General features: G+C 58.9%; 17 protein-coding genes. 6 read left to right on the forward strand and 11 right to left on the reverse strand.

Going from position 1 to position 17,424, the window contains the following annotated elements:
* Positions 1 to 158 precede the first annotated feature (158 nt).
* Complete coding sequence (locus VMP31_RS05980; RefSeq protein ID WP_325505072.1) at positions 159 to 1,250, reverse strand: TRAP transporter substrate-binding protein; 1,092 nt, start codon at positions 1,248 to 1,250, stop codon at positions 159 to 161.
* Positions 1,251 to 1,376: 126 nt separating this feature from the next.
* Positions 1,377 to 3,581, reverse strand: coding sequence for a DNA helicase II (uvrD, locus tag VMP31_RS05985; RefSeq protein ID WP_325505074.1), 2,205 nt, complete (start codon positions 3,579 to 3,581; stop codon positions 1,377 to 1,379).
* Between the two features lie 161 nt (positions 3,582 to 3,742).
* Here uvrD and VMP31_RS05990 point away from each other — a divergent pair, with 161 nt between their 5' ends.
* The 3 genes from VMP31_RS05990 to VMP31_RS06000 all read left to right on the forward strand — a co-directional run bounded on the left by VMP31_RS05990 (position 3,743) and on the right by VMP31_RS06000 (position 8,719).
* A complete protein-coding gene (locus VMP31_RS05990; protein WP_325505076.1) occupies positions 3,743 to 6,685 on the forward strand; it encodes a putative bifunctional diguanylate cyclase/phosphodiesterase in 2,943 nt (980 codons plus the stop codon).
* Between the two features lie 327 nt (positions 6,686 to 7,012).
* Entirely contained in the window at positions 7,013 to 7,315 is a 303-nt protein-coding gene (locus tag VMP31_RS05995) for a c-type cytochrome (protein ID WP_325505078.1), read from the forward strand.
* A gap of 159 nt (positions 7,316 to 7,474) precedes the next feature.
* Positions 7,475 to 8,719 (forward strand): MFS transporter, encoded by a 1,245-nt coding sequence (locus VMP31_RS06000; RefSeq protein ID WP_325505080.1) that lies wholly within the window; start codon positions 7,475 to 7,477, stop codon positions 8,717 to 8,719.
* A gap of 88 nt (positions 8,720 to 8,807) precedes the next feature.
* Here VMP31_RS06000 and VMP31_RS06005 read toward each other — a convergent pair whose 3' ends face one another.
* Both VMP31_RS06005 and VMP31_RS06010 read right to left on the reverse strand, forming a co-directional pair.
* Positions 8,808 to 9,128, reverse strand: coding sequence for a type II toxin-antitoxin system RelE/ParE family toxin (locus tag VMP31_RS06005; protein WP_325505082.1), 321 nt, complete (start codon positions 9,126 to 9,128; stop codon positions 8,808 to 8,810).
* On the reverse strand, positions 9,116 to 9,373 hold the full coding sequence (locus VMP31_RS06010) for a type II toxin-antitoxin system Phd/YefM family antitoxin (protein WP_325505084.1): 258 nt from the start codon (positions 9,371 to 9,373) through the stop codon (positions 9,116 to 9,118). Before VMP31_RS06010 ends, VMP31_RS06005 begins: the two co-directional genes overlap by 13 nt.
* A 49-nt stretch (positions 9,374 to 9,422) precedes the next feature.
* Here VMP31_RS06010 and VMP31_RS06015 point away from each other — a divergent pair, with 49 nt between their 5' ends.
* A complete protein-coding gene (locus tag VMP31_RS06015) occupies positions 9,423 to 9,581 on the forward strand; it encodes a hypothetical protein (protein WP_325505086.1) in 159 nt (52 codons plus the stop codon).
* A 47-nt stretch (positions 9,582 to 9,628) separates the two neighbouring features.
* Here the strand turns inward: VMP31_RS06015 and VMP31_RS06020 are convergent, their stop codons facing one another.
* From VMP31_RS06020 to VMP31_RS06045, 6 genes are all read right to left on the reverse strand, one after another.
* On the reverse strand, positions 9,629 to 10,177 hold the full coding sequence (locus VMP31_RS06020; protein WP_325505088.1) for a cysteine hydrolase family protein: 549 nt from the start codon (positions 10,175 to 10,177) through the stop codon (positions 9,629 to 9,631).
* Between the two features lie 92 nt (positions 10,178 to 10,269).
* Positions 10,270 to 10,596 (reverse strand): phosphotyrosine protein phosphatase, encoded by a 327-nt coding sequence (locus VMP31_RS06025; RefSeq protein WP_325505090.1) that lies wholly within the window; start codon positions 10,594 to 10,596, stop codon positions 10,270 to 10,272.
* 120 nt (positions 10,597 to 10,716) lie between these two features.
* Positions 10,717 to 11,007, reverse strand: a complete 291-nt coding sequence (locus VMP31_RS06030; protein WP_325505092.1) for a lysozyme inhibitor LprI family protein — start codon at positions 11,005 to 11,007, stop codon at positions 10,717 to 10,719.
* 186 nt (positions 11,008 to 11,193) lie between these two features.
* Complete coding sequence (locus VMP31_RS06035) at positions 11,194 to 11,610, reverse strand: GFA family protein (RefSeq protein WP_325505094.1); 417 nt, start codon at positions 11,608 to 11,610, stop codon at positions 11,194 to 11,196.
* Positions 11,611 to 12,813: 1,203 nt separating this feature from the next.
* On the reverse strand, positions 12,814 to 12,975 hold the full coding sequence (locus VMP31_RS06040; protein WP_325505096.1) for a DUF2986 domain-containing protein: 162 nt from the start codon (positions 12,973 to 12,975) through the stop codon (positions 12,814 to 12,816).
* Positions 12,976 to 13,143: 168 nt separating this feature from the next.
* Positions 13,144 to 13,818, reverse strand: coding sequence for a hypothetical protein (locus tag VMP31_RS06045; RefSeq protein ID WP_325505098.1), 675 nt, complete (start codon positions 13,816 to 13,818; stop codon positions 13,144 to 13,146).
* A 393-nt stretch (positions 13,819 to 14,211) separates the two neighbouring features.
* On the opposite strand from VMP31_RS06045, the gene VMP31_RS06050 reads away from it, so the two are divergent.
* Complete coding sequence (locus VMP31_RS06050; protein ID WP_325505100.1) at positions 14,212 to 14,886, forward strand: hypothetical protein; 675 nt, start codon at positions 14,212 to 14,214, stop codon at positions 14,884 to 14,886.
* A 72-nt stretch (positions 14,887 to 14,958) separates the two neighbouring features.
* On the opposite strand, the gene zwf is transcribed toward VMP31_RS06050, so the two are convergent.
* Positions 14,959 to 16,446: a glucose-6-phosphate dehydrogenase gene (gene zwf, locus VMP31_RS06055; protein WP_325505102.1), complete on the reverse strand. Its 1,488-nt coding sequence runs from the start codon at positions 16,444 to 16,446 to the stop codon at positions 14,959 to 14,961.
* Between the two features lie 110 nt (positions 16,447 to 16,556).
* Here zwf and hexR point away from each other — a divergent pair, with 110 nt between their 5' ends.
* Positions 16,557 to 17,423 carry a transcriptional regulator HexR gene (gene hexR / locus VMP31_RS06060; RefSeq protein ID WP_325506098.1) on the forward strand — a complete coding sequence of 289 codons (867 nt, stop codon included), beginning with the start codon at positions 16,557 to 16,559 and terminating at the stop codon, positions 17,421 to 17,423.
* The last annotated feature ends 1 nt before the right edge of the window (position 17,424 follow it).

The following is a 17,424-nucleotide window of genomic DNA, read 5'->3' on the forward strand; positions in this document are numbered from 1 at the left end:
TCACCTCGCCAAGCAGTATGGCCGGGGATCGCCGGGGCAGGGCCGGAAACGACAAACGGAAGCCGAAGCTTCCGTTTGTCGATGCGATAAATGACCTGCCAGCGTGGCGGCTGCGGCGTACTGCTGCGCGAGTACGTCCTACAGATTACGGCTATGGCTTAACGCCAGTCGTACAGCTCTTTCTCCGAGACCTTGTGCATCTGGCTGACCTGGGCCTGGAAGGCTTGCATCGAGGCCCAGATACGGCCGTTAAGCTCGCTCTGCGCGGCCAGTTCGCCGAGTACCACTTCCGATTCGCGCTGCATGGCGGCCAGCACTTCGTCGGGGAAGCGCTTGAGCAGGGTGCCCTGCTGCTTGAGTTCATCCAGGGCCATGGCGTTGTGGTAGACGTAGTCGTCCAGCATGTCCTGGCTGGCGGCGCGGGCGGCTTCCGTGAGGATTGCCTGCAGATCGGCCGGCAGGCTGTCGAGGGCCTTTTGGTTGATCAGCAGTTCGAGCACCGCCTGGGGTTCCTGCCAGCCCGGGTAGTAGTAGAACTTGGCGGCCTTGTGCAGGCCGAAGGCCAGGTCGTTGTAGGGGCTGACCCAGTCGGTGGCGTCGATGGCGTTGGTCTGCAGGGCAGTAAACACTTCGCCGCCGGGCAGGTTGACGGTGGTCGCGCCGAGTTTGCTCAGTACTTCACCGCCCAGGCCCGGCATGCGGATCTTCAGGCCCTTGAGGTCATCCAGCGAGTTGATTTCCTTGTTGTACCAGCCGCCCATCTGCATGCCGGTATTGCCCACCACCATGGGTTTTACGCCATAGGGTGCATAGGCTTCGTCCCACAATGCCTGACCGCCGCCCTTGCTTAGCCAGGCGTTCATTTCGCTGGTGGACAGGCCGAACGGCACGGCGGTGAAGAACTGCGCCGCTGGCACCTTGCCCTTCCAGTAGTAGGCCGCGCCGTGGCCCAGCTCGGCAGTGCCGCGCGACACGGCGTCGAACACTTCCAGCGGCGGCACCAGCTCGCCCCCGGCATACACCTTGATGGTCAGGCGGCCGTTGCTCATGGCGCTGACCCGCTCGGCCAGACGCTCGGCGGCGGTGCCCAGGCCGGGGTAGTTCTTCGGCCAGGCGGTGACCATCTTCCATTGGAAATGCTCCACGGCCGGCGTGGTGGTGGCTTGCGGCGCGGCGGGTTCTTCCTTGCAACCGCTCAGGCCGAGGGCGGCGAGCAGGGCGCTGGCGAGCAGCAGAGGGCGGCGGATCATTGAGGCTCCTTATTGTTTGAATGGTCGATCAATCACGCTGGGGAGCCTTTGTAGGAGCGGCCCATGGCCGCGACAGCAGGCACCCGAAAAAGCATCGCGGGCATGGCCCGCTCCTACGGCCTGTAGTTAAAGCGCCTGCAGCTTGGCATAGCTCAACATCAGCCACTTGCTGCCTTCGCTCTCGAAATTCACCTGCACCCGCGCCTGGCTGCCTGCGCCTTCGAAGTTGAGGATGGTGCCCTCGCCGAACAGCGAATGCTGCACGCGCTGGCCCAGATTGAAGCCGGTATCCGGCACGGCACTGCCGGCGAACATACTGTCGCCGCTCATGCTGTTGCCGCCCATATTGCGGCTGACCGCGCCAAACGGCCGGCTGACGCTATTGGACAGGCGCACTTCCTGGATCAGCTGTGGCGGAATCTCGCGGACAAAGCGCGACACCTTGTTGTAGGTCTCTGTGCCGTACAGGCGGCGCGTTTCGGCGTAGGTGATCACCAGCTTGCTCATGGCGCGGGTGATGCCGACGTAGGCCAGGCGGCGTTCCTCTTCCAGGCGGCCGGGTTCTTCCAGGCTCATCTTGTGCGGGAACAGGCCTTCTTCCATGCCCACCAGAAACACCTGGGGGAACTCCAGGCCCTTGGCGCTGTGGAGGGTCATCAGCTGCACGCTGTCTTCGTTTTCTGCGGCCTGGGTGTCGCCGGCTTCCAGCGAGGCGTGGCTGAGGAAGGCCTGCAGCGGGCTGAGTTCGTCGTCTTCGTTGTTCTCGAAGGTGCGCGCGGCGCTAACCAGCTCTTCCAGGTTTTCGATGCGCGCCTGGGCTTTTTCGCCTTTCTCGGCCTTGTGATAGGCGATCAGCCCGCTCTGCTCGATGACGGTCTGGGTCATCAGGTGCAGCGGCATGCTCAGCGCCTTGGCGGCGAGGTTTTCGATCAGTTCGATAAACCCGGCCAGCGCACCGGAAGCACGAGCCGGCAGGGCCTTGGCGGCGACCATCAGGCGAATCGCTTCCCACATCGACACATCATGATCGCGGGCATATTCGCGGATGGTCTCGACGCTCTTCTCGCCGATGCCGCGCGCCGGCACATTGATCACCCGCTCCAGCGCTGCGTCGTTGCCGCGGCCGTCGAGCAGGCGCAGGTAGGCCATGGCGTTCTTGATTTCGGCGCGTTCGAAGAAGCGCTGGCCGCCATAGATGCGATAGGGAATCTTCTCGCGCAGCAGGGCTTCTTCAAGCACCCGCGACTGGGCGTTGGAGCGGTAGAGAATGGCGATTTCGCTGCGTTTGAGGCCGTCCTTGCGCAGGGCGTCCTCGATCGTCTCGACCACGTAACGTGCTTCGTCGTGCTCGTTGAACGCCGAATACAGGTTGATCGGCTCACCGTCGCCGTCTTCGGTCCACAGTTCCTTGCCCAGACGGCCCTGGTTATTGGCGATCAGTGCGTTGGCGGCCTTGAGGATGCCGGCGGTGGAGCGGTAGTTCTGCTCCAGGCGGATCACTTCGGCATCGGCAAAGTCATCGGAGAACTGCTGGATATTCTCGATCTTCGCCCCACGCCAGCCGTAGATCGACTGGTCGTCGTCACCCACCACCATCAGGCTGTCGCCGCCCTTGGCGAGCAGGCGCAGCCAGGCGTATTGCACGGCGTTGGTGTCCTGGAACTCGTCGACCAGGATATGCCGGAAGCGCCGCTGGTAGTGTTCCAGCAGGCCCGGTTTGTCACGCCACAAGTCGAGGGCGCGCAGCAGCAGCTCGGAGAAGTCGATCACTCCGGCGCGGGCACAGGCGGCCTCGTAGGCTTCGTAGATCTTCAGCATGGTGGCGAGAAACAGGTCGCCGCCGGGCTGGATATTCTTCGGCCGCAGGCCTTCGTCTTTCTGCCCGTTGATAAACCACTGCGCCTGCTTAGGCGGCCAGCGTTGTTCATCCAGGCCGAGGTCGCGGATCACCCGTTTGACGATGCGCTGCTGGTCGTCGGAATCGAGAATCTGGAAGTTCTCGGCCAGGCCGGCCTCCTGCCAGTGCGCGCGCAACAGGCGATGGGCCAGGCCGTGGAAGGTACCGACCCACATGCCGGCCGGGCTCTGCCCGAGCATCTGCTCGATGCGGTGGCGCATTTCGGCGGCGGCCTTGTTGGTAAAGGTCACCGACAGAATGCTGTGCGGCGAGGCATTCTCGATCTGGATCAACCAGGCGATGCGGTGCACCAGCACGCGGGTTTTACCGGAGCCAGCACCGGCCAGCACCAGTTGGCGGCCCACGCGCGCGGCTACAGCCTGGCGTTGGGCATCATTAAGCGAGGCAATCAGGAGTTCGGGGTCATTTTGCATCGCGGCATTCTAGGGGGCTGCGTCAGGCAGGGCAAACCGCACTGCCGAGCTGTGCTGTTTGCGACGACCGGTTGGTCGCAGTCGGGCCTGAGCGGTCGCCCGCCGGACTGATCAAAAGTTGGGCGCCGGGGCGACGAATTAGCCCAGTTCCACCTTGGGCGATGTGTCTAGCTCGCGTATGCTCCGCCGACACTAGGGCAACCATTACAAGAATATCGCCTGTGACTGCACCGATCTTTTTTGCCGGCGCACATGACCTGAAACCGACCCCCGTTCGTGAGGTCGCCCAGGCATTTGCTACCGATATAGCTGCCGAACGCACCCGCCTGCTCTATCAAGGCTCGCGGTTGCCGACGCTATTTATGCTGCTCAACGGCGTGGCCTGTGCGGTATTGCTCTGGAGCTCCCAGGCCCACGAGTTGCTCGGCGGCTGGCTGGTGTGGCTGGTGCTGCTGGGGGTGTTGCGTCTGGTCCAGGTGCGCGCCTTCGATGCGGCACCGCCCAGCGCTCAGGCCGAGCCGCACTGGCGCAGGCGCTTTCAACTGGGCGCGGGGATTTCCGGGCTGACCCTGGCCTTCGCTGCGGTATTCCTGGTGCCGGCCGACGTGTTCTATCTGCAGGCTCTGGTCTATGGCCTGATCGCCGCCGCCATCCTCTCCGCCAGCGTGGCCTATGCGGTCAGCCTGTCGGCCTTTCTCTCCTTCGCCTTGCCCTGCCTGTTGCCATCGGTGGGTTATCTGTTGCTCAGCGGCAGCAGCCTGCAGCGCGGCTGGGGCTTGCTCGGCCTGATCCTGCTGGTGTCGCTGCTGGTGGTGGCCTGGCAGGTCAACCGTCTGGTGCAGCGCAGCCTGCTGCAGCGTTTTCAGAACCAGGCGCTGATCGGCAACCTGGAACAGGCCAAGCAGCAGGCCGAGAACCTCAATAGCGACCTGGCCCATGAAGTGGAGCAGCGCCGCCGCGCCGAGCGCGAACTGCGTGCCGCCCATGACGAGCTGGAAATGCGCGTGGCCGAACGCACCCTGGAACTGGATGCCGCCACCCACGCCCTGAGCAAGAGCCAGACGCGCCTGAGCCTGGCCATCGACGCCAGCGAACTGGGCCTGTGGGACTGGAACCTGCAAAGCGATGAGGTGCACCACTCCCAGCTCAAGGAGATCTTCGGCCTGGAGCCGGGCGAGGTGCAGGTGATGCTGCGCGACCTCAAGCCACGCCTGCACCCCGACGATCTGCCGGCGCTGCGCCGCGCCCTGGTCGAACATATGAAGGGCCGCAGCGACGGCTACCAGGTGGAATACCGCATCAAGCACGCCGAAGGGCGCTGGGTGTGGATCGAGGACCGTGGCCGCGCGGTGGAACGCGATGCCGCCGGCCGGGTGCTGCGCATGCTCGGCACCCGCCGCGATATCAGCGCGCGCAAGCTGCAGGAAGAACAGCAACGGCTGTCCGCCACGGTGTTCGAGGCGGCCAGTGAAGGCATTGTCATCCTCGACCCGGATTACCGCCTGCTGGCGGTCAACCAGGCCTTTACCCAGGTTACCGGTTACCGCCGCGAGGACGTGCTGGGACGCAACGTGGCCGTGCTGATCAGCAGCCGCGAGAGCCGCCGCCAGTACCAGCTGATCCGCCTGGAGCTGGAAAGCCGTGGCAGCTGGCAGGGCGAGCTGATCGAGACGCGCAAGAACGGCGAGCTGTACCCGCAGTGGTTGCAGCTCAATGTGGTGCGCGACTCCCGCGGCCAGGCCAGCCATATCGTCGGCTTCTTCGCCGACCTGTCGTCGCGGCGCGAGGCCGAGGAGCGCCTGCGCTACCTGTCGCACTACGATGAACTGACCGGCCTGGCCAACCGCAGCCTGTTCCGCGCGCGCCTGCACGAAGCCAGCCAGCGCGCGCGCCAGGGCGGACGCAGCATCGCCCTGCTGCATATCGACCTGGACCGCTTCAAGCTGCTTAACGACAGCCTCGGCCATGAAGTGGCCGACCAGCTGCTGCGCCAGATCAGCCGCCGTCTGACCCAGACCGTGTCCGAGGCCGACACCATTGCGCGCCTGTCCGGCGACGAATTCGCCGTGCTGCTCGACTCCTACGGCAGCCTCTCCAGCCTGGCACGGCTGGCCAGCCGTTTATTGAGCAAGCTGCGCATGCCGATGACCGTCGGTGGCCACGAACTGGTGGTCAGCGCCTCCCTGGGCATCAGCCTGCTGCCGGACAACGCCCGGGAGATTTCCGCCCTGGTCAGCCAGGCCAATATGGCCATGCAGCATGCCAAGCACCTGGGCGGCAACACCTTCCAGTTTTTCACCGACAACCTGCAGGCCTGCACCCTGGAGCGCCTGCAACTGGAAAACCAGCTGCGCAAGGCTATCGAGGAAGGCCAGCTGGAAGTGTTCTACCAGCCCAAGCTATGCCTGGCCGACGACAGCCTGAATGCCGCCGAGGCCCTGGTGCGCTGGCGTCACCCCGAAATGGGGCTGGTGCCGCCAGGCGAGTTTATCGGCCTGGCCGAGGAAACCGGGCAGATCGGTGCCATCGGCGAATTCGTCCTGCGCCAGGCCTGCCAGCAGGTGCGCGCCTGGCAGCTGGAGGGGCTGGCGCAGATCCGTGTGTCGGTCAACCTCTCGGTGCATCAGCTGCGTCAGGGCAACCTGGTCAGCCTGGTGCGTCAGGTATTGGATGAGACCGGCCTGGCCTCGCAATTCCTCGAACTTGAGCTGACCGAAAGCCAACTGCTGGATAACGTCGAAAACGTTATCGCCACCTTCCGCCAATTGCGCGAGATGGGGGTCAAGCTGGCCATCGATGACTTCGGCACCGGCTATTCCTCGCTGAGCTACCTCAAGCGCTTCCCGGTGGACTACGTAAAGATCGACCAGACCTTTATCCGCGACCTCACCCCGGGCAGCGAAGACGCCGCCATCACCCGGGCGATCATCGCCATGGCCCACAGCCTGGAACTCAAGGTGGTGGCCGAGGGCGTGGAAACCCAGAGCCAGATGGACTTCCTCAAGAGCCAGCGCTGCGACGAGATCCAGGGCTACCTGATCAGCAAGCCGGTGCCCGCCGAGCAATTCGCCCAGTTGCTGCGTGAGCAGGCCCGTCAGCTATAGACGGCGGGCGCTGAGGCGATCGGGGAGCCAGCCTGCTGGCTCCTGTAGCTGACGCGCAACCCCCGCGAATCCCCCCTTGCCTGCCGCCCTTCGGGCAATCGCTTCGACGCGCCTGCGCGCCGCTCCCCGCGCCCTGCAGAAAAGTACTTTGGTGCCATGCAATTGCAGCTTTTGTACAAGAGCCGAACAAAAGACCTACAAAATATACTGTCTTTGCCTAGTCATCAGAGAGGGAATCACAGTATGAAAATACGACTGTCATCATCATTAGCGTTGTTTTGCACAGCACTGGCTGCGGCTCCGTTCGTCCGGGCGGTAGAGGGCGGGATGGAAGCGGCTGGCCGTCAGTTGTTTGCGCACCACTGCACGGCATGCCACTCGTTGGATACCAGCGAGAACGCCTTCGGCCCCAGCCTGTTCGGTGTGGTCGGTCGCCCGGCGGCTTCTGTGCCGCGGTTTGCCTATTCCAACGCCATGCAGGCCTCGGGGATTACCTGGACCGAAGACAACCTGCGCAAGTGGATTGCCGACAACGAGGTGTTGGTTCCGGGCACCCGCATGCGTCACGTCGCCATTAGCGATCCAGCCGAACAGGATTACCTGATCAGCTTCCTGCGTTCATTGAAATAAGCCAGCAGTCGCTGGATTCCCTCGCTGCGGGGTAACCCGCCTCTCTCGCACGGTGCCTGCCCGTTGGGTCGGTACCGTCTGCATTTGCCCCGCACCGGGGCTTGTCGCCCCGGCGCGCTTGCGGCTACTGTCGCGGCCTATTCGCCGCGAGATATCCAGATGTTGCCGCCTGATCGCCGCCCGGCCAATGCCACCCTGATCCTGCTGGCCTCGCTGTATTGCGCCCAGGGCCTGCCCTCCGGTTTGCTGGCGCATGCGCTGCCGGTGCTGCTGCGCCAGCACGGCGTCGATCTGGCACTGATCGGCCTGCTCAAGCTGCTGGCGTTGCCCTGGTTGCTCAAGGTGCTCTGGGCTCCCTGGGTCGACCGCCTGGCATCGAGGCGTCTGGGCCATCACCGCGGTTGGATACTGCCGCTGCAACTGGCCAGTGTCACGATTATCACGACCCTGGCGCTGATGAACCCCGCGCGGCTGTTCGACAGTCACTTCCTCTTGCTGATTGGCCTGTTGCTGCTGGTCAACCTGGCCGCCGCCACCCAGGATATCGCCACCGACGGCCTCACCGTGCGCCTGCTGCCGGAGCGCTGGCGCGGCCTGGGCAACAGCCTGCAGGTGGGTGGCTACAAGGTCGGGATGTTGGTCAGCGGCAGCGGCTTGTTGTTGGCTATGGACTGGCTCGGCTGGCACCTCAGCCTGGGCCTGGTAGCCGCGCTGCTGGTGTTGATGACGGTCCCGATCTGGCGCTTCGCGGAAAACCGCCAGCTACCGTTCCAGCCAGCTTTGGCCGAACCCGCCGGGCCCGGCCTGCTGCTGCGGCATTACCGCGGCCTGCTGCTGCAGCCGGGGATGCTGCTATGGCTGGCGGTGCTGCTCAGCTTCAAGCTGGGCGACGCCCTGGGTTCGCCGATGATCAAACCGATGCTGGTCGACCAGGGCTGGAGCAACGCCGACCTGGGCCAGCTGACCCTGATCAGCAGCCTGGTCGGCATTGCCGGCGCACTGCTCGGGGGCCTGCTCTATGCGCGCATCGGGGCCCTGCGCGCGCTGCTGCTGTTCGGCCTGCTGCAGGCGGCGGGTATCGCCGCCATGGCCTGGTTGGTCGGGGCCGGCGGGCAGCCAGGCCTGGTCTACGCCGTGGCCCTGTTCGAACAGGCCGCCGACGGCATGTCCACCGTGGCCCTGTTCGCCGTGATGATGCGCCAGTGTCGCCCCGAGCATGAAGGGGCCGACTTTACCCTGCAGGCCAGCGTGCAACTGCTGCTGGCCGGCCTGGTGGGAGCCAGCAGCGGCTGGCTGGCCGAACAGCTGGGCTATCAGGCGCTATTTATCAGCGCTGGGGTTCTGGGCTTGCTGGCGCTGCCGCTGGTGGGGCTGTACTTCTGGCGGGGTGTAAGGGCGGGGTAGAGCTGGGTTTTTGCCGGGTGAGGGCGGGGGGGTGGAAGCTATTGGCTGGGCGCAACCGTGTTGACGGTAGGATTGACCAAGCGGTTCCTCACGGCTTGTGGGGCGAGTCCATATTCCCAAGCATCAAAGCACGGAGCAGCCGTTCTTCTCTCATGACATAGAGAATGAAAACCCGCTGGCCATCTTCACGATAAAAAATCCGGCAGGGTGGTGCCACTAGCTCCCTATAAACGGAGTTGGGAAGCTCGGGAGGCGTCCGCCCGGATTGAGGGAAATCTTCCAGGCGCTTGGTTTTTTCGAAAACAGTGCTGACCAACTGACGTGCTGCTGCGGGGTTATCCAGGGCGATGTACTCAGCGAGGGCATCCAGTTCTTGGAGGGCCGGCTCCGTCCAGACTACTTCAGCCATTTGCTCATTTTCTCCTTGGCCTCACCTTGGCTGTACGTCCTCCCTTCAAGTACAGCGCGCTCGCCACGCGAGAGTCCCTCAAGCAGGGCCAGTCGGCGCTGCATAAATTCGTAGTCCTGCACATCGACGAGATACGCCGATGGCTGACCATGCTCGGTGATCAGCACCGGCTCCTTTGAAACATGCAGGTCTGCCAGGATTTTCGTGGCTTGGCGCTTGAGATTGGTAACCAGCTCAACTTTCATGGGAGCACCCCGAATTAGACGAAAGTGCTACTTTAGTATCACTTTTGACGTGGCACAAGCCGCCGAAGCCCTGCTTGCCGTGATGATGCGCCAGTGCCGCCCCGAGCATAAAGGGGCCGACTTTACCCTGCAGGCCAGCGTGCAACTGCTACTGGCCGGCCTGGTGGGGCTGTACTTCTGGCGGGGTGCAGGGGCGGGGCAGGGTTGAAAAGGCTATGCCCCACTGCTTGCGTGGGAGAGATCAAGCTCGATTTGTTAGAGGGCATTTAGCAGTTCAGTGGTTGTAACCACTGTGGCGTACTCTCCATGAAGGTTGGCTAATGCCATCGCATGTACGTCTTCGGCGCTGCGCATAACACCGTTGAAGTCGGCCTTTGCGAAGGCAAATGTTGCATCAGCGGCTACATAGGTTTCAAAACCAAGATTGCCGGCTGTGCGAGCTGTCGCTTCGACAGAGTTATTAGTGCTGACACCTACGATTGCGATAGCTTCGAGGCCCCTGACTCGAAGCCAGCGCTCAAGTCCGGAGTTAATAAATGCGTCCGGAACGTTCTTTTCAACGACATGCTCTGTAGTTAATGGCTGTAGTTCTTCTTGGAACTCAACACCCGGTTGGCCTGGCCAGAATGAAGAACCGGGTGTTCTTGAAATATGACGCACATGAACAATAGGGGCTTTCGCCTCTCGCCAAGCTTTCAGCATTGTAGCGATTGCTTGTTCTGCTTGCGGGTTGTTGCGAGCACCTGCCGAAGGTTCAAGCATGCCACGCTGCATATCAATGATGATAAGGGCTGGTATGTGCATAAGCGAATAAACTCTAAAGTTAAGGGGCGGCTTTAGCTCGCCCCAGTAAGCGAAGCGAACGATTTAAATACCACTGGTTAGAGATCTGAACGCTAAAGGCCAAGATAACTACTCACAGACTCCTCCAGCATTTCTACGAGCTCAGGATCCATATATTTGTACTCATCAGGGATATCCAGCACATAAATAGGCTTGTGCTCTAGAAGACGAGTAAATTCTGCTACTAACCTGTTCTTATGCTTCTGCTCCATAACAACAATGACATCAGCCCAGTGGATGTCCACCGCACTGACTGTCCTTCGAGCACTTGGGTTTGTACCCGCAGATCGAACACTGATATCTGGGTGTTTACGCCAGACTGTTTCAGCTGTGGGGCTTCGCCACTGATTGCGGCTACAGATAAACAGCACATTTTTCATGACTCTATTTATCCTACAAGGACTGCGCGTCGTCCAGTATCTGATGAGGAATAGGGGGTAGACAGCGGTATCGCTTGAGTCATCAAGCAGAACAGAAAAGCTGTGGCCCCTATTAGCCTTTTAACCTGAGTGAACACCTTTAAAATATTCTGTACGCTCAATGGTCATTCTGAGTTTGCACTCTTCTACTTGGACGCCCTGCCAAGGTGAAGGGGTAGACGATATCCCTATGAACTCACATTCGGCATCTCTGAACTTTAGCCAAGTTCTTTGTGCTGAGCGAAGCAAACTAACTAATTCAGTGCTTGGCCATGTTTTTCGTAGTGCGGTTTCTTCTTCTGTAGTTCTTTTTATGGCTTTTTTATATTCAGCGTTCAACTGGTCATCAGCAAGCCTGTTTTTCTGTGCCACACACGAATATCCTGCTGTAACTCCACCTCCTTGGGCATGGCATGGGTCATCACTCTCCTGGGAGGCAAAGGCTGCTGCTGAAATGAAAAAACTACAAAATATATAATTTTCAAATTTACACCTAGCACCTAAGTCTTGTTTAAATGGAAAAGAGAGCAGGTTACTTGTTTCTTTTCTGTGCGGTTATTATAAATTTGTGCCTTGTGGCACATAACCCTCTAGGAATTGAGGTAAGTTATCCGTAATTTGAAACCAGTTTGCTTTGTGTGCAACATAAAAATGAGCGTGTGGTTCTGTATTTACATCATTATCTAGCGTACCAACCCTGATGCGCACCACGCCAGGCAGTTTTTCAGTTTTACTATAAATCGGAGAGCCACAGTTCTTACAAAAGCACCTTTGATTGCCAGGCGATGACTCAAAGGCTCCAAGCAAATCCTTGCCGGAGATAAATCTGAGATTCTCCTCCTGAACTGGTGTATTCGTTACAAACGCACTGCCCTGAGCCTTTCTGCATTGAATGCAGTGGCAAATTTGAACCGGTCCAATTTCTTGGTGTATTTCAAATCGGATACCACCACAAAGACAGCTTCCAGTGTGCATAAGATTACTCCGGTTATCGACGGTTCATGACGGTTGGCTATTGGCGAGCTTTAGCTCGCCCCGATTGAGCGGAGAGAGCGACTTGAGCTATATGATTAAACACGATACGCGCTGTAAGCAGGACTTGCGTAGTAAGAAGCCCAGCCGGAAAGGTAAGGCAATAGCGCTATAAATAGGAAAGCCAAAAATGTGAGTGCGCCTCGCCAGCCTCGCGTGTGAATGAGATACGCCGGTAGTACGATGGGCCAGAGGAAAAAAATAAAAGCACCGAACTCATAAGGGCGATGAAAATTGTATTTCTTTGCATCATCCAAGCACCACAATGCGACCATGAGCGCGAAAGACCAGGACATTAAATTTTCGTACTCAGGCGCCGGGTCATAACCCAAATAACCCATGGCTGAGTAATGAATTGTCGAGATTGCGACTATGATTGCTATGCTGGTGGAATGTCGCATAACTTCCTGTGGTGTCTAATATTTGGTTAGTTATAAAAAAGCAGACAAGTTTATTTGTTGGTGGTGCGGCTTGAAATAAATCCATCCCCTTTCCCCTTTTTGTTTGTTGGGGGGATGAATATTAGTCAATTTTTTAATCTGTTTTTACTCTTGCTCTTATGGCGATACATAAGGCTAGGAAGGTAACAGGTGGAGTGATAACTAATAGGAAGCCTGATAAGGCTGTAGCTATAGGCGATATCATTGATGTGTGAAGCCAGAAGTCCGTGTCGAATATGCTTCTGCCACTAATTTGTAAAAGTATTTCTATTACAGTTGATATTGCAAATATTTGATATGTTAGCTGCGTTAATCCATAAGTGAGTATGAAGTAGTAATGTCTCGGGAACGCTAGATTGTTTCGGATTGCGAAAAATATGAACATCAGCATGGCGATGGTCGAGGCGGCTCTAAAATAAGCAATTTCGTACGCGGCGGCTTTTAGATAAATGTGATGATATATTGAAATTCTTGCAGCTTTTTCTAGAGACCCACTGTGAACCGAGAGTATGTGGTAAAAATCTTTTGTGAGTATGTAAGCAGTTACGATAGCCAGTAAAAGAAAAAGAACGTTGATGTATGGTCCGCTCGCGGAAGTTCTTCTGTCTTCATACTCTGGGGTTTTGAACGGGTTGTGCACGAGAATTGTCTCTAACGTTTGGTTAAGGAGCGGGCTTTCATAAAGGCCGGAGTGTTTCCTTTTTATTCACTCCGCCCCCATTATGCTAGGGTCTTGCGTCTGCTCAGCAGCTAGTTTCAATCGGTCAGCTTTACTAATGTATTTAGACTTGTTTTTTGGTGCTAATTTAGAACTAGCCTTTTTGGCGTGGGCCTCTAGTAGTTGCTTTATTTTTTTACGGCGATTCATATTTGCCTACTTGGTTTTTAAGTTGTTGAATAGGTGCATGGCAGAACTAAAGTGGGTGTTTTTATTCACTCCGGCCCCTTTATTCCTGGGGCTCTGATATTATATTGGCCATAACGCTTATATTAGCGGCACCCATAGGCCGCGTACTACAGCGACTTGTTATATTTGCTACCGCCTTACACTATATTTAGCAGCAAGTTGCTGTGCCCGCGATGCCAATAAGGTTTTGTGCTTTGGCTCTGTTACTTCATTCAGGATGTCTCTGTATCTACTTCTGAGTTCTCTCAGGTCAGAAACAATGATTCTCTGATCTTTCACTGATATTTTTTCCGACTCGGTAAGATCAGAAATAAAGCGGTATTTTTCATCGACTGCTCTCTCCATGCGCTGCCTGTCTGTTTCGACCTCCGGAACCGCTGACCCCGTTCCAAAAATTCGATTGAAAAACAAACCTGCACCAAGGGTAAAAAGTCCATTCTTTTTGTCGCCAATCGATGACTTCAAATTCTTTCGGATGCTGAGGTCGAGGAGATCAATCGTTGGATTTTGAAGAAAGATGTCTCCAAGCCTTTGTAATCGCTGGAGCTGTATCGTGATATTGCTTTGAACGATAGCATAATGTTCTTCGAGCTCTTTCTCAGACAGCTTTGAAAACTCAATGATCTCTCTGTTGCGAGCAAGGCTTAATAGTTCATCGGCAGTTTCCACCAAATTCCCAAGGATGAAGTGGCTTTCAAACAACTCCACTATTCTTTCGTCATGCTGGCCTTCCCTATACTTTTCGTAGAGGGCCGGAAGGGCTCCTATCAAGGAATTCAAGAATTTACCCAAACCGTCCAGCATTGCGATCTCCAAAAATATAACTATTAATTAGGCGACACACCTGTCGCAATACGTGTCGCATAACCTTCCTTGTCGTCAGCTAAGCCCTTGTCTTTCTTAAAGGTGGTTGCGGCAAAAGCGACAGCACCTGAAATGAAACGCGACAGGGGGCGGCAAGCCCGGGCTGCTGGCGTAATACTGGCAGGCTTGGGCCAAAGCTAGTTCATTCGGGCTGAGGCTGTCCATTCACCCACATTTCGGCGCTGGCGTTTCTTCCATTCCCATCTGTTTACCCACCTTGCACTTCGGTATCAGTGCTGGCTTTTCGGGGCCGGGTGTACCCAATCAAAGATGGCTGCCTTGCTCGGTTATTGGGGCAATCCTGACGGCCTTTATGGAGTGAAGGAGGTGCGTATGCCTAAACCCGCGAACCTGAGTGTCGGCCTGCGTATATTGTTGGCGTCCCAGGGCATAGCTCCGCTGGCGGTAAAGCTGAGCCTGGTGCAGCAGTTGGGGCCCGAGAGGGCCGCGTTATTGGCCCCCCATCTGCCGGCAGAGCAGTTGCGCGAGCTGATCCAGGGCTTACCGGTGCCCTTTGTCGCCAAGGTGGTTACTCACCTCGATCCGCAGCTGGTGCTGGAGACGTACTTCAGCCTGCCCGACACCCTGCATCTGGAGGTGGCGCGTCAGCTCTGTGTTGACGGGGCCTTTGCCACGGCGGCCTGTTATGCCGAGTGCCTGTCACCCAAGCAGATCAAGGTGCTGATTTTTGGTATTCACGATGTGGATCATGTGTTGCAGATCGCCCGACATATCGTCGATATGCCGCTGATTAGCGAGAGTCTGCGCAGCTTCTCCACTGGTTATCTGTGCAAGCTTGCCGAAGCGGCGGCGGCCGATCGCAATCTGCCGGTGGCGGCTCAGGTGCTCGGGGGGATGTCGTTGGCAAGGCAGGCGGATGTCTGTGCCGGCCTGCAGCCCACGACGCTGCGCAAGCTGTTGCCGATGTTGTTGTTGATCAGCGGCGAGGGCCTGCGCAAGCAGTTGCCGGAGGCGGTGTTGCAGTCGTTTGAGGCGCAGCTCGGTTAGGGCGCTGGGCCACAGAGCCGGCGGTATCTTCGGTGCGCGCGGCGCACCCTACGGAATAGCCGAGCCGAAGTGTTATTCCATCCACTGACGGCCGTGGCGTTCCAGCAGGTTTTGTAGTTGTTCCGGGCCATTGCTGCCGGCCGGGTAGGGGCGCGGGCTCTGGTGGTGCTGGTGCCAGCCTTTGATGATCGGGTCGATCCAGGCCCAGGCGGCTTCCACTTCGTCGCGGCGCATAAACAGCGTTGAGTCACCTTCTATCACGTCCAGCAGCAGGCGTTCGTAGGCGTCCCAGCGGCGCTGTTTGTTGAAGGCGTCGGCCAGGTTGAGGTCGAGTTCCACCGGTTGCAGGTGCATGCCCTTGCCCGGGCTCTTGCCCATCAGTTGCAGGCTGATGCGTTCTTCCGGTTGCAGGCGGATCAGCAGGCGATTGGCTTCGCCTTCGCCGAACAGCTGGTGCGGCACCGGCTTGAACTGGATGAGGATTTCCGAACTCTTGTGCCCCAGGCGCTTGCCGGTGCGCAGGTAGAAGGGCACGCCGGCCCAGCGCCAGTTGTCGATTTCGGCCTGCACGGCGACAAAGGTTTCGGTGTCGCTGTCGTTGTCGACGTTCTTCTCGAAGTAGTAGGCGGGCACTTCCTGGCCGCCGATTTTGCCGGCGGTGTACTGGCCGCGTACGGTCTTGTCGCGCACATCCAGGCCGGAGATGGGTTTGAGTGCTTCGAGGATCTTCACCTTCTCGTTGCGCACCGCCTCGGCGTCGAAGCGCACCGGGGCTTCCATGGCCACCAGGCAGAGCAGCTGCAGCAGGTGGTTCTGGATCATGTCGCGCATGGCCCCGGCGTTGTCGTAGTACGCGCCGCGGTTTTCCACGCCGAGGGTTTCGCACACGCTGATCTGCACGTGGTCGATATGCCCGGCGCGCCAGATCGGCTCGAACAGGGCATTGGCGAAGCGCAGGGCCATAAGGTTCTGCACGGTTTCCTTGCCCAGGTAGTGGTCGATGCGGAACACCCGCGATTCGTCGAATACCGCGCCGATGGCGGCGTTGATCGCCTGGGCCGATTCCAGCGAGTGGCCGATGGGTTTTTCCAGCACGATGCGGGTCTTGGGCCCGGCCAGGTTGGCCACTTGCAGGTGGGTGGCGATGTCCTCGAACAGGTCCGGGGCGGTGGCCAGGTAGTAGATGCGCAGTCGCTCGGGGTCGCTACCCAGGCGCTTGCCGAGGCGACCGAAATCGGCGCTCTGGCTGGCGTCCATGGCGAAGTAGTCGAGGCGGGCGGCGAAGCTGGCCCAGGTGTCGTTGTCGAAGTCGGCGCGGGCCACCTGGGCCCGGCAATGACGTTCGGCCAGGGCCTGATAGGCTTCGCGGCTGTGCTGGCTGCGGGCCAGGGCGAGAATGCGCGTGTCGCCATGCAGGCGGCGGGCGCGATGCAGGTGGTAGAGCGCTGGCAGCAGTTTATGCAGTGCCAGGTCGCCGGTGCCGCCGAACACCAGCATGTCGCAGGGAATGCTCAAGGTGGGAACTCCGACTCGGTTTATAAGTGCGGGGGCGGTGCCCATGTAGTATAACTACAAGGCCACTACAACCCGTCGTGCGCCGATCATAACTGAGTCATGACTCCCATGAGGCGTGCTTGATGGATTCGCTAGCCAAAATCGAGCCTATTTCTGTGAACCTGTTGCAGCACATTGCCCAGTCGCGTCATCTGTTACGTAAATCCGAACTCAAGGTGGCCGACCACGTTCTGCTCGACCCGGCTTCGGTGATGCACAGCTCCATGGCCGAGCTGGCCCACAGCGTCGGTATCAGCGAGCCGACCATCGTGCGTTTCTGCCGGGCCATTGGCTGCACTGGCTTTCAGGACCTCAAGCTGAAGCTGGCGCAGAGCCTGGCCGCTGGTGCCAGCTTCGGCCAGTTCGCGATCCATGAAGACGATTCGGTGGCCGACTTCAGCCTGAAGATTTTCGACACCACCCTGCATACCCTGATCGAGGTGCGCGAGAAACTCGACACCCAGGCCCTGCAGCGTGCCATCGCCGCCATCGCCAATGCCCAGCGCGTGGAGTTCTACGGTTTCGGTGCCTCCGGCGCGGTGGCGGCGGATGCTCAGCACAAGTTCTTCCGCCTGCTGCTGACCGCCGCGGCCTATTCCGACCCGCATATGCAGGCGATGAGCGCGGTGACCTTGAAGCCCAGCGACGTGGCCATCTGCATCTCCCAGTCCGGGCGTTCCAAGGATCTGCTGATCACCGCCAACCTGGTGCGTGAAGCCGGCGCGACGCTGATCACCCTGTGCCCGAGCCAGACGCCGCTGGCCGACTTGGCCACGGTCAACCTGGCCATCGATGTGCAGGAAGACACCGAGATCTACACCCCGCTGACCTCGCGTATCGCCCACCTGGTGGTGATCGACGTGCTCGCCATGGGCGTGGCCATGGCCCGCGGCCCGGGCCTGGTCAACCACCTCAAGAGCGTCAAGCGCAGTCTGCGCAGCCTGCGCTTGTCGCCCAAGGCGCATAAGAACGTCGAAGACTGAA

Origin of the sequence: Pseudomonas sp. (assembly GCF_035512415.1) — a bacterium.
Classification (GTDB): Bacteria; Pseudomonadota; Gammaproteobacteria; order Pseudomonadales; family Pseudomonadaceae; genus Aquipseudomonas.